Annotated in this window: 22 protein-coding genes; all 22 read left to right on the top strand. The window is 59.5% G+C overall.

The genetic code is table 11. From position 1 onward, the window contains the following. Positions 1-783: elongation factor Tu (locus FHT87_RS23210; RefSeq protein ID WP_183805027.1), on the top strand; the 783-nt coding region annotated here is incomplete at its 5' end. 307 nt (positions 784-1090) lie between these two features. After that, entirely contained in the window at positions 1091-1399 is a 309-nt protein-coding gene (gene rpsJ, locus FHT87_RS23205; RefSeq protein ID WP_003547547.1) for a 30S ribosomal protein S10, read from the top strand. A gap of 33 nt (positions 1400-1432) precedes the next feature. Beyond that, complete coding sequence (gene rplC / locus FHT87_RS23200) at positions 1433-2074, top strand: 50S ribosomal protein L3 (protein ID WP_183730061.1); 642 nt, start codon at positions 1433-1435, stop codon at positions 2072-2074. Positions 2075-2087: 13 nt separating this feature from the next. Continuing rightward, positions 2088-2708, top strand: a complete 621-nt coding sequence (gene rplD / locus FHT87_RS23195) for a 50S ribosomal protein L4 (protein ID WP_183730058.1) — start codon at positions 2088-2090, stop codon at positions 2706-2708. Next, positions 2705-2998: a 50S ribosomal protein L23 gene (locus FHT87_RS23190; RefSeq protein ID WP_007812862.1), complete on the top strand. Its 294-nt coding sequence runs from the start codon at positions 2705-2707 to the stop codon at positions 2996-2998. The genes rplD and FHT87_RS23190 overlap by 4 nt, the downstream gene beginning before the upstream one ends. 11 nt (positions 2999-3009) lie before the next feature. After that, a complete protein-coding gene (rplB, locus tag FHT87_RS23185) occupies positions 3010-3846 on the top strand; it encodes a 50S ribosomal protein L2 (protein ID WP_183730054.1) in 837 nt (278 codons plus the stop codon). Positions 3847-3861: 15 nt separating this feature from the next. Then, positions 3862-4140: a 30S ribosomal protein S19 gene (gene rpsS, locus FHT87_RS23180; RefSeq protein ID WP_007531666.1), complete on the top strand. Its 279-nt coding sequence runs from the start codon at positions 3862-3864 to the stop codon at positions 4138-4140. Positions 4141-4142: 2 nt separating this feature from the next. Then, positions 4143-4532 carry a 50S ribosomal protein L22 gene (gene rplV / locus FHT87_RS23175; protein WP_007812866.1) on the top strand — a complete coding sequence of 130 codons (390 nt, stop codon included), beginning with the start codon at positions 4143-4145 and terminating at the stop codon, positions 4530-4532. Continuing rightward, a complete protein-coding gene (gene rpsC, locus FHT87_RS23170) occupies positions 4532-5266 on the top strand; it encodes a 30S ribosomal protein S3 (RefSeq protein ID WP_112572305.1) in 735 nt (244 codons plus the stop codon). Before rplV ends, rpsC begins: the two co-directional genes overlap by 1 nt. A gap of 38 nt (positions 5267-5304) precedes the next feature. Continuing rightward, positions 5305-5718, top strand: a complete 414-nt coding sequence (gene rplP, locus FHT87_RS23165; protein WP_003573792.1) for a 50S ribosomal protein L16 — start codon at positions 5305-5307, stop codon at positions 5716-5718. 12 nt (positions 5719-5730) lie between these two features. Then, positions 5731-5931, top strand: a complete 201-nt coding sequence (gene rpmC / locus FHT87_RS23160) for a 50S ribosomal protein L29 (RefSeq protein WP_007531673.1) — start codon at positions 5731-5733, stop codon at positions 5929-5931. 11 nt (positions 5932-5942) lie between these two features. Then, a complete protein-coding gene (gene rpsQ, locus FHT87_RS23155) occupies positions 5943-6182 on the top strand; it encodes a 30S ribosomal protein S17 (protein WP_007812872.1) in 240 nt (79 codons plus the stop codon). A 261-nt stretch (positions 6183-6443) separates the two neighbouring features. Next, positions 6444-6812 carry a 50S ribosomal protein L14 gene (gene rplN, locus FHT87_RS23150; protein ID WP_003573790.1) on the top strand — a complete coding sequence of 123 codons (369 nt, stop codon included), beginning with the start codon at positions 6444-6446 and terminating at the stop codon, positions 6810-6812. A 12-nt stretch (positions 6813-6824) separates the two neighbouring features. Beyond that, positions 6825-7133, top strand: coding sequence for a 50S ribosomal protein L24 (rplX, locus tag FHT87_RS23145; protein ID WP_183743772.1), 309 nt, complete (start codon positions 6825-6827; stop codon positions 7131-7133). Then, complete coding sequence (gene rplE / locus FHT87_RS23140) at positions 7126-7683, top strand: 50S ribosomal protein L5 (protein WP_007812878.1); 558 nt, start codon at positions 7126-7128, stop codon at positions 7681-7683. Before rplX ends, rplE begins: the two co-directional genes overlap by 8 nt. Before the next feature lie 32 nt (positions 7684-7715). After that, on the top strand, positions 7716-8021 hold the full coding sequence (rpsN, locus tag FHT87_RS23135) for a 30S ribosomal protein S14 (protein ID WP_007812880.1): 306 nt from the start codon (positions 7716-7718) through the stop codon (positions 8019-8021). 12 nt (positions 8022-8033) lie between these two features. Then, positions 8034-8432 (top strand): 30S ribosomal protein S8, encoded by a 399-nt coding sequence (rpsH, locus tag FHT87_RS23130; protein WP_004674934.1) that lies wholly within the window; start codon positions 8034-8036, stop codon positions 8430-8432. A gap of 41 nt (positions 8433-8473) precedes the next feature. Further along, a complete protein-coding gene (rplF, locus tag FHT87_RS23125) occupies positions 8474-9007 on the top strand; it encodes a 50S ribosomal protein L6 (RefSeq protein ID WP_183805025.1) in 534 nt (177 codons plus the stop codon). A 12-nt stretch (positions 9008-9019) separates the two neighbouring features. After that, complete coding sequence (gene rplR, locus FHT87_RS23120; RefSeq protein ID WP_183730048.1) at positions 9020-9382, top strand: 50S ribosomal protein L18; 363 nt, start codon at positions 9020-9022, stop codon at positions 9380-9382. A gap of 129 nt (positions 9383-9511) precedes the next feature. Continuing rightward, positions 9512-10081 (top strand): 30S ribosomal protein S5, encoded by a 570-nt coding sequence (gene rpsE / locus FHT87_RS23115; protein WP_007812885.1) that lies wholly within the window; start codon positions 9512-9514, stop codon positions 10079-10081. Positions 10082-10094: 13 nt separating this feature from the next. Further along, on the top strand, positions 10095-10304 hold the full coding sequence (gene rpmD, locus FHT87_RS23110; protein WP_113297885.1) for a 50S ribosomal protein L30: 210 nt from the start codon (positions 10095-10097) through the stop codon (positions 10302-10304). Between the two features lie 16 nt (positions 10305-10320). Continuing rightward, positions 10321-10794 carry a 50S ribosomal protein L15 gene (gene rplO / locus FHT87_RS23105; protein WP_112572293.1) on the top strand — a complete coding sequence of 158 codons (474 nt, stop codon included), beginning with the start codon at positions 10321-10323 and terminating at the stop codon, positions 10792-10794. The last annotated feature ends 171 nt before the right edge of the window (positions 10795-10965 follow it).

The following is a 10965-nucleotide window of genomic DNA, read 5'->3' as shown; positions in this document are numbered from 1 at the left end:
AAGGTCGACCAGGTCGATGACGCCGAGCTCCTCGAGCTCGTCGAGCTGGAAGTGCGCGAACTTCTGTCGTCCTACGACTTCCCGGGCGACGACATTCCGGTCGTCAAGGGTTCGGCGCTTGCTGCGCTTGAAGATTCCGACAAGAAGATCGGTGAAGACGCGATCCGCGAGCTGATGGCTCAGGTCGACGCCTACATCCCGACGCCTGAGCGTCCGATCGACCAGCCGTTCCTGATGCCGATCGAAGACGTGTTCTCGATCTCGGGCCGCGGTACGGTTGTGACCGGCCGCGTCGAGCGTGGCATCGTCAAGGTTGGTGAAGAAGTCGAGATCGTCGGCATCCGTCCGACCTCGAAGACGACGGTGACCGGCGTTGAAATGTTCCGCAAGCTGCTCGACCAGGGCCAGGCCGGCGACAACATCGGTGCGCTGGTTCGCGGTGTGAACCGTGACGGCGTCGAGCGTGGCCAGATCCTGTGCAAGCCGGGCTCTGTCAAGCCGCACAAGAAGTTCAAGGCCGAAGCCTACATCCTGACGAAGGAAGAAGGCGGCCGTCATACGCCGTTCTTCACGAACTACCGTCCGCAGTTCTACTTCCGCACGACGGACGTGACGGGTATCGTGACGCTTCCGGAAGGCACGGAAATGGTCATGCCTGGCGACAACGTCACTGTTGACGTCGAGCTGATCGTTCCGATCGCGATGGAAGAAAAGCTTCGCTTCGCGATCCGCGAAGGCGGCCGCACCGTCGGTGCTGGCATCGTCGCTTCCATCGTCGAGTAATCCATTCGGCTGCTCCGGTGGAGCAGCCGATTCGATGACATTATTATGAAGCAGGCGGCGCTGGCCGCTTGCTTATTACACAGAAATGTTGCAAATGGCGCGCGAGCGCGATTTGCGTACCGCTTTGGATGACGAAGCGGTGACTACACGAACAGTAAGGTGGGTCAAAAGGCCCTGAAGAATGGATAGGGATGCCGTAACAGGCATTTCTCTCGATCTTTGAAACCGGTGGTCCGCCTTAGGAAGAAAGAACAACCCATGTCTTGCCCAAAGACATGAGGGAAAACAAACACAAGGATAACGTCGAATGAACGGCCAAAATATCCGCATTCGCCTGAAGGCGTTCGATCACCGGATTCTCGATGCTTCCACGCGCGAGATCGTGTCGACGGCGAAGCGCACCGGTGCAAGCGTCCGGGGCCCCGTTCCGCTTCCGACCCGCATCGAGAAGTTTACGGTCAACCGGTCCCCGCACATCGACAAGAAGAGCCGCGAACAGTTCGAGATGCGCACGCATAAGCGCCTGCTCGACATCGTAGATCCGACCCCGCAGACGGTAGACGCGCTGATGAAGCTCGATCTCGCCGCAGGTGTCGATGTTGAGATCAAGCTCTGAGCTTGCTCGAGCTGAGTTGGAAGGATTGAACCGATGCGTTCAGGTGTGATTGCACAGAAGGTGGGAATGACCCGCGTCTACAACGACGCCGGCGAGCATGTCCCGGTAACGGTACTGCGTTTGGATGGCTGCCAGGTCGTGGCCCAGCGCACCGTAGAAAAGAATGGCTATACCGCGCTTCAGCTCGGTGCTGGCCAGGCCAAGGTAAAGAACACGTCCAAGGCGATGCGCGGCAACTTTGCCGTTGCTAACGTTGAGCCGAAGGCCAAGCTCCAGGAATTCCGTGTTTCGGAAGACAACCTGCTCGATATTGGCACTGAGCTTAAGGCCGGTCACTTTGCTGCTGGCCAGCTCGTCGATGTCACCGGCACCACGGTCGGTAAGGGCTTTGCCGGCGCCATGAAGCGCCACGGTTTCGGCGGTCTGCGCGCCACGCACGGTGTGTCTGTTTCGCACCGCTCGCATGGTTCGACGGGTTCGCGCCAGGATCCGGGCAAGGTTTTCAAGAACAAGAAGATGGCTGGTCATATGGGCCAGACGCGCGTGACGACGCAGAACCTTGAAGTGGTTTCGACCGACGAAGATCGTGGTCTGATCCTGATCAAGGGTGCAGTACCCGGTTCCAAGGGTGCCTGGATCATCGTGCGCGACGCCGTCAAGTCGGCAGCGAAGTAAGGGAGCCAGACCAATGGAATTGAACGTCAAGACCCTCGAGGGCAAAGACGCTGGGAAGGTTTCCCTTTCTGACGCGATTTTCGGCCTTGAGCCCCGCGAAGACATTCTCGCCCGCGTCATCCGCTGGCAGCTTGCCAAGAAGCAGCAGGGCACCCATCAGGCAAAGGGCCGCGCGGACGTTTCCCGCACCGGCGCCAAGATGTACAAGCAGAAGGGTACGGGCCGCGCTCGTCACCATTCGGCTCGTGCTCCGCAGTTCCGCGGCGGTGGTAAGGCCCACGGCCCGGTCGCCCGCAGCCATGAACACGACCTTCCCAAGAAGGTTCGCGCGCTCGGCCTGCGTCATGCGCTGTCCGCCAAGATCAAGGCAGACGAACTGATCATCATCGATGATCTGGTCGCCAACGAAGCAAAGACGAAGGCTCTGGCCGGCGTATTCGCCTCGCTGGGCCTCACCAACGCCCTCTTCATCGGTGGCGCCGAGCTCGACGGTAACTTCAAGCTCGCTGCTCAGAACATCCCGAACGTCGATGTTCTGCCGATCCAGGGCATCAACGTTTACGACATCGTCCGCCGCGGCAAGCTCGTGCTTTCCAAGGCTGCCGTTGAAGCGCTAGAGGAGCGATTCAAGTGACCGATCTTCGCCACTACGATGTGATCGTTTCTCCTGCGATCACCGAAAAGTCCACGCTGGTATCGGAAAACAACCAGGTTGTTTTCAATGTCGCCAAGAAGGCGACGAAGCCGGAAATCAAGGCTGCGGTCGAGGCGCTCTTCGGCGTCAAGGTCACGGCCGTCAACACCCTGCTGCGCAAGGGCAAAACCCGCCGGTTCCGCGGTTTTGTCGGCAAGCAGCAGGACGTGAAGAAGGCTGTCGTGACGTTGGCTGAAGGCCAGACGATCGACGTCTCCACCGGTCTCTGAGGAATAAAAAGATGGCATTGAAAACATTCAATCCGACGACCCCGAGCCAGCGCCAGCTGGTCATCGTCGACCGTTCGGGCCTCTACAAGGGCAAGCCGGTCAAGTCGCTGACGGAAGGTCTGACCAAGAGCGGTGGTCGTAACAACCTCGGCCGCATCACAGCCCGCTTCATCGGCGGCGGTCACAAGCGTACGTATCGCATCATTGACTTCAAGCGTCGCAAGTTCGACGTCGAAGGGACGGTCGAGCGTATCGAATACGACCCGAACCGTACGGCTTACATCGCGCTCGTCAGCTATGCCGACGGCGAGAAGGCCTACATCATCGCTCCGCAGCGTCTTGCTGCCGGCGACAAGGTCATCGCTTCCGACAAGGCCGTCGACGTCAAGCCCGGCAACACGATGCCGCTGCAGTACATTCCGGTCGGCTCCATCATCCACAACGTGGAAATGAAGCCGGGCAAGGGCGGTCAGATTGCCCGCTCCGCAGGTTCCTACGCACAGCTCGTCGGCCGCGACCAGGGCATGGCGATCCTTCGCCTGAACTCCGGCGAACAGCGCCTCGTGCACGGCACCTGCCTTGCTTCGATCGGTGCTGTGTCGAACCCTGACCATGCCAACATCAACGACGGCAAGGCCGGTCGTACCGTTTGGCGCGGCAAGCGTCCGCATAACCGCGGCGTCGTCATGAACCCGGTCGACCATCCGCACGGCGGTGGTGAAGGCCGCACCTCTGGTGGTCGCCATCCGGTGACGCCGTGGGGCAAGCCGACCAAAGGCAAGCGCACACGCTCTAACAAGGCGACCGACAAGTTCATTATGCGCTCGCGTCATCAGCGCAAGAAGTAAGAGAGGAAGTCCTCAATGGCTCGTTCAGTATGGAAAGGTCCGTTTGTTGACGGCTATCTTCTCAAGAAGGCTGAGAAGGTTCGTGAAGGCGGACGTGCAGAAGTAATCAAGATCTGGAGCCGTCGCTCCACGATCCTGCCGCAGTTCGTTGGTCTCACCTTCGGCGTCTACAACGGCAGCAAGCATGTTCCGGTCAGTGTCAACGAAGACATGGTCGGTCACAAATTCGGTGAATTCTCTCCGACCCGCACCTATTACGGTCACGGCGCGGACAAGAAGGCAAAGAGGAAGTAACGATGGGCAAGGCTAAAGCCGAACGCCGGCTGAAGGACAACGAGGCGCAAGCAGTCGCCCGTACGCTCCGCGTCAGCCCACAGAAGCTCAACCTGGTTGCTGCGGCCATCCGCGGCAAGAAGGTCGAGCGTGCACTCGCTGAGCTGGAATTCTCCCGCAAGCGCATCGCAGGCGCCGTCAAGAAGACGCTCGAATCTGCGATCGCCAACGCCGAGAACAACCATGACCTCGACGTCGACGCTCTCGTCGTCGCCGAGGCCTATGTCGGCAAGTCGATTGTCATGAAGCGCTTCCACGCCCGCGGCCGCGGCCGCGCATCGCGGATCGAACGTCCGTTCGCTCACCTGACGATCGTCGTTCGTGAAGTGCAGGCACAAGAGGAGGCCGCATAATGGGTCAGAAAATCAATCCGATTGGTTTCCGTCTTGGCATCAACCGTACCTGGGATAGCCGCTGGTTTGCGGACAATGCCGAGTATGGCCAGCTCCTGCACGAAGACCTGAAGATGCGTAAGTTCGTCATGAGCGAACTGAAGCAGGCCGGTATCTCCAAGGTGGTCATCGAGCGTCCGCACAAGAAGTGCCGCGTCACGATCCACTCGGCCCGTCCGGGCCTGATCATCGGCCGCAAGGGCGCCGACATCGACAAGCTCCGCAAGAAGCTGTCGGACATGACGAACTCCGAAACGCACCTCAACATCGTTGAAGTGCGCAAGCCGGAAATCGACGCAACGCTCGTTGCTCAGTCGATCGCCCAGCAGCTCGAGCGCCGCGTGGCTTTCCGCCGCGCCATGAAGCGCGCCGTTCAGTCCGCGATGCGTCTTGGCGCCGAAGGCATCAAGATTACCTGCGCCGGCCGTCTCGGCGGTGCAGAAATCGCTCGCACGGAATGGTACCGCGAAGGCCGCGTTCCGCTGCACACCCTGCGCGCCGACATCGATTACGGTACGGCTGAAGCCGAAACCGCATTCGGTATCTGCGGCATCAAGGTCTGGATCTTCAAGGGCGAAATCCTTGAGCACGATCCGATGGCTTCCGAACGCCGCGCGCTGGAAGGCGATGCACAGGGTCCGGCAAGCCGCGAACGCGACCGTGGCGATCGTCGCCGCGAACGCGACAACGCGTAATTAGCGCTGGCGAAAGATAAGCTCGGAGAAGTAAGAAAATGTTGCAGCCAAAGCGTACTAAGTACCGCAAGCAGTTCAAGGGCCGCATCAAGGGCGTAGCCAAGGGCGGTTCTGACCTGGCCTTCGGCGAATTCGGCCTGAAGGCTCAGGAGCCGAACCGCGTTAACGCACGCGAGATCGAAGCGGCCCGCCGCGCGATCACGCGTTACATGAAGCGCGCCGGCCGTGTTTGGATCCGCGTGTTCCCGGACGTTCCGGTAACCGCAAAGCCTACCGAAGTCCGCATGGGTAAGGGTAAGGGTTCCGTGGAATACTGGGCATGCAAGGTCAAGCCCGGTCGTATGATGTTCGAGATCGACGGTGTCTCCGAGGAAATCGCGCGCGAAGCGCTTCGCCTCGGCTCGGCCAAGCTCTCGGTCAAGACGCGCTTCGTTCAGCGCATCGCAGAGTAAGGAGAAGGCACGATGAAAGCCGAAGAAGTACGCGGCCTCACGGCCGACCAGCTCAAGGACAAGCTCGCCGACCTGAAGAAGGAGCAGTTCAACCTGCGCTTCCAGAAGGCGACCGGCCAGCTTGAGAAGTCCTCGCGCATCAACGAAGTCCGCAAGGACATCGCCCGCGTCAAAACCATTGCCCGCCAGAAGGCGGCAGAAGCAAAGGCTTAAAGGAAAAAAACATGCCGAAGCGTATTCTGCAGGGCGTCGTGGTTGGTGACAAGAACGAGAAGACTGTCGTAGTTCGCGTTGAGCGTCGTTTCGCTCATCCGCTGCTCCAGAAGACCGTTCGTCGCTCCAAGAAGTACAAGGCCCACGACGAAAACAATCAGTACAAGATCGGCGATATCGTCTCCATCGAGGAGTGCGCACCGATCTCCAAGGACAAGCGTTGGACGGTTATTGCCGCCCAGGCCAAGTAAGAATTTCGCGCGAGGCCTTGCGTCTCGCGGAAATTTCTGTATGAAGCAGCGTCGGAACGCTCGAATGCCGGGCGTTCTTTTGCTTTAAGCGCACGGAAGGTCCCATCTGGGAAACCACCCTGGCAACGATCGATCCCGCGCTATTCAAGCTATTGCCGTGCTTTCGCTGTTCCTGTGACGAGCGGCCGGCAGACAATTTTCATAAGCCGGGAGAGGGGGCTTTGCCCAACCATTCCGGTAAGAACAAGAAGGCGACCTGATATGATTCAGATGCAAACAAACCTCGACGTCGCGGATAATTCCGGCGCCCGTCGTGTCATGTGCATCAAGGTGCTGGGCGGCTCGAAGCGCAAGTATGCCTCGATCGGCGACGTCATCGTCGTTTCGATCAAGGAAGCTATTCCGCGCGGCCGTGTGAAGAAGGGTGACGTGATGAAGGCGGTTGTAGTTCGCACCGCCAAGGACATCCGTCGTCCGGATGGCTCTGTCATCCGCTTCGACACCAACGCAGCAGTCCTCATCGACAACAAAAAAGAGCCGATCGGCACCCGTATCTTCGGACCGGTTCCGCGCGAATTGCGTGCGAAGAACCACATGAAGATCATCTCGCTGGCTCCCGAAGTACTGTAAGGAGCGAGAACGATGCAAAAGATTCGTAAGGGCGACAAGGTCGTCATGCTCGCAGGCAAGGACAAGGGCCGCACTGGCGAAGTCCTTCAGGTCCTGCCGAAGGAAGATCGCGCCGTCGTTCGCGGCGTAAACGTCGTAAAGCGCCACCAGCGCCAGACGCAGACCCAGGAAGCCGGGATCATTTCCAAGGAAGCTTCGGTCCACCTGTCCAATGTCGCGATCGTCGACAAGGACGGTAAGCCGACCCGTGTCGGCTTCAAGGTTGTTGACGGCAAGAAGGTCCGCGTGGCCAAGCGTTCGGGAGAAGTGATCGATGGCTGAGGCAAAGTACGAGCCGCGGCTCAAGAAGGAATATGTCGAGCGGATCCGCAAGGCGATGCAGGAGAAGTTCTCCTACGCCAACGAGATGATGATCCCGAAGCTCGACAAGATCGTTATCAACATGGGTGTGGGCGAAGCCACGGCTGACTCGAAGAAGCCGACCGTCGCTGCTGCCGACCTGGCTGCCATTGCTGGCCAGAAGCCGGTCATCACCCGTGCGCGCAACTCTATCGCTGGCTTCAAGGTCCGCGAAAACATGCCGATCGGCGCGAAGGTCACCCTGCGCGGCGCCCGCATGTACGAGTTCCTGGATCGCCTGGTCAACATCGCGCTTCCGCGCGTTCGCGACTTCCGCGGCCTGAACCCGAAGAGCTTTGACGGCCGTGGCAACTTTGCCATGGGCATCAAGGAGCACATTGTGTTCCCTGAAATCAACTACGACAAGGTTGATCAGATGTGGGGCATGGACATCATCGTTTGCACGACGGCCACGACCGACGACGAAGCTCGCGCACTCCTCACGGAGTTCAGCTTCCCGTTCCGTCAGTAACCGTAACGACGAGCGTAGAAAAGGAACCTGACATGGCGAAGACAAGCGCAGTTGAAAAGAACAAGCGCCGCCGTAATACGGTCGCAAACCAGGCCGGCAAGCGTGCTGCCCTGAAGGCGATCATCATGAACCAGGCTCTTCCGATCGAAGAGCGGTTCAAGGCCTCGATCAAGCTGGCATCCCTGCCGCGTGACGGATCGAAGACCCGCATTCGCAACCGTTGCGAAGTGTCCGGTCGTCCGCGCGCTTACTACCGTAAACTGCGTATGTCGCGTATCGCGCTGCGCGAACTGGGCAATCTCGGCAAGGTGCCGGGCATCGTCAAGTCGAGCTGGTAAGGAGCAGGTTAGATGACAATGACTGATCCGTTGGGCGATATGCTCACCCGTATCCGCAACGGTGCTTCGCGTCGCAAGTCGTCGGTTTCGACGCCTGCTTCCAAGCTCCGTGCACGTGTTCTCGATGTCCTCCAGTCCGAAGGCTACATCCGTGGCTACTCCGTCGTCGATTTCGGCAACGGCAAGTCCGAACTGAACATCGAACTGAAGTACTATGAAGGCGCATCGGTGATCCGTGAGATCGGCCGTGTGTCCAAGCCGGGCCGCCGGGTTTATGTCTCGGTCAAGTCCATTCCGCAGGTCGCGAACGGCCTCGGCATCACCATCCTTTCGACCCCGAAGGGCGTGATGGCCGATCACCAGGCTCGCGAACAGAACGTTGGTGGCGAGGTTCTCTGCTCTGTCTTCTAAGACAGCGCAGGGTCTCCATAGCGAACAGACAGGATTGAAACATGTCTCGTATCGGTAAGAAGCCCGTTCAGGTGCCTGCTGGGATCACGGCTACGGTCGATGGCCAGAAGGTTACCGCTAAGGGTCCGAAGGGCGAGCTGGTTTTCGTCGCAAACGACGAAATCAGCCTCAAGCTCGAAAACAATGCGGTCGTCGTAACGCCGCTCACGCAGACGAAGGATGCTCGTTCGAAGTGGGGCATGTCCCGCACGATGATCGAAAACATCTTCAAGGGCGTCAAGGACGGCTTCGAGCGCAAGCTCGAAATCAACGGCGTTGGTTACCGCGCTTCCCTGCAGGGCAAGAACCTGCAGCTGGCGCTCGGTTTCAGCCACGACGTAGTCTATGAACCGCCGCAGGGCATCACGATCGCTGTACCGAAGCCGACGGAAATTATCGTCACCGGCATCAACAAGCAGCAGGTCGGCCAGGTCGCCGCCGAGATCCGCGAATACCGCGGTCCGGAGCCCTACAAGGGCAAGGGCGTCAAGTATGCCGAAGAGCGGATTGTCCGCAAAGAAGGCAAGAAGAAGTAAGGATCACGCGAAATGGCTAGCAGGAAAGAAGCACTTGCACGTCGTGCCAACCGCGTGCGCCGTCATCTCAAGTCGGTGGCCAACGGCCGTCCGCGCCTGTCGGTTCATCGCTCGTCGAAGAACATCTATGCTCAGATCATCGACGATGTTGCCGGCAAGACGCTTGCCGCTGCATCGACCCTCGACAAGGATCTGCGCGGTTCTCTGAAGACCGGTGCCGACACCGCAGCAGCGGCCCTCGTTGGCAAGCTCGTTGCTGAGCGCGCCTCCAAGGCAGGTGTCACTGAGGTCGTTTTCGACCGTGGCGCCTTCATCTATCACGGCCGTATCAAGGCCCTGGCAGATGCAGCCCGCGAAAGCGGTCTGACCTTCTAATCAGTTTCCGGCCGAAGGCTTTTAAGCCTCGGCCGGATTTCACCGGACCGCAAATCGTTCCCTTGGGAAGCCGATGCGGTCCTCGTTTTGTTTGCCGATTGCACCCGGAAAAGAAAAAGGAAGAGGACAATGGCACAGGAAAGAAGGCCGCAGCGGGAAGACCGCCAGAGCCGTGAAGAGCGCGATAGCGAATTCGTCGACAAGCTGGTCGCGATCAACCGCGTCGCCAAGGTTGTTAAGGGTGGCCGTCGCTTCGGCTTCGCCGCTCTCGTCGTCGTCGGCGACCAGAAGGGCCGCGTAGGCTTCGGTCATGGCAAGGCACGTGAAGTGCCGGAAGCTATCCGCAAGGCAACCGAAGCCGCCAAGCGCGAATTGATCTTCGTACCGCTGCGAGACGGCCGTACGCTGCATCACGACGTCCATGGCCGTCATGGCGCCGGCAAGGTTCTGCTGCGCTCGGCCAAAGTCGGTACCGGTATCATTGCCGGTGGTCCGATGCGCGCCGTTTTCGAAACGCTCGGCGTCCACGACGTCGTCGCCAAGTCGACCGGTTCGTCGAACCCCTACAACATGGTTCGCGCCACCTTCGACGCTCTGAAGCACCAGGTTCACCCGAAGGACATCGCAGCCCAGCGCGGCATCAAGTATGCTACGCTCCAGGCTCGCCGTGCCGCTTCTGGCAACGCCTCTGAAGAATAAGAGGAGCTGACCAATGGCCAAGGCTACCAAGAAGGCTGAAGCGAAGACTGTTACGATCGAACAGGTCGGCAGCCCGATTCGCCGTCCGGACGTCCAGCAGCGCACGCTGATCGGTCTCGGACTGAACAAGATGCACCGTCGCCGCACGCTGGAAGACACTCCGGCCGTTCGTGGCATGATCCGTGCAGTCCAGCATCTCGTTCGCGTTGTCGACGAGAAGTGAGACCGGAGTAACGCTCATGAAACTCAATGAAATCAAGGATAACGAAGGCTCTACCCATAGCCGCAAGCGCCTCGGCCGCGGTATCGGCTCGGGCTCCGGCAAGACCGGTGGTCGCGGTGTAAAGGGTCAGAAGTCCCGTTCGGGCGTCGCCATCAACGGCTTCGAAGGCGGTCAGATGCCCATCTACCGTCGTCTGCCGAAGCGCGGCTTCAACAACATCTTCGCAGCCGACTACGTCGTCGTATCGCTGGCACGTATCCAGGCTGCCGTCGATGCCGGCAAGCTCGACGCGAAGGCAACGGTTGATGCGGCTGCTCTCAAGGCTGCCGGCGTCATCCGCCGCGCCAAGGACGGCGTTCGCGTTCTCGCCGACGGCGAGCTCAAGGCCAAGATCACGCTCGAAGTTGCAGGCGCTTCCAAGTCTGCCGTCGAGAAGATCGAAAAGGCCGGCGGCAAGGTAACGCTTCTTTCTGCCGCAGCGGCAGAATAATAAACTCATGATATATCGCCCGGGGTGCTTCACACCGGGCGATTTTGCTCCCATATGTGAGCCTCACAAAAACCTGCTTGGACGCATTCGCGTCGGGACGGTAAGACTGAAGACAAGGGTGAGGCACAGGGTTGCGCCAGCGATCCGTCCGAAGCCCGGTTTTTAAAAGAA

Source organism: Rhizobium sp. BK316 (genome assembly GCF_014193695.1).
Taxonomy (GTDB): Bacteria; Pseudomonadota; Alphaproteobacteria; order Rhizobiales; family Rhizobiaceae; genus Rhizobium.
This window is presented reverse-complemented; position numbering and strand designations above follow the sequence as displayed.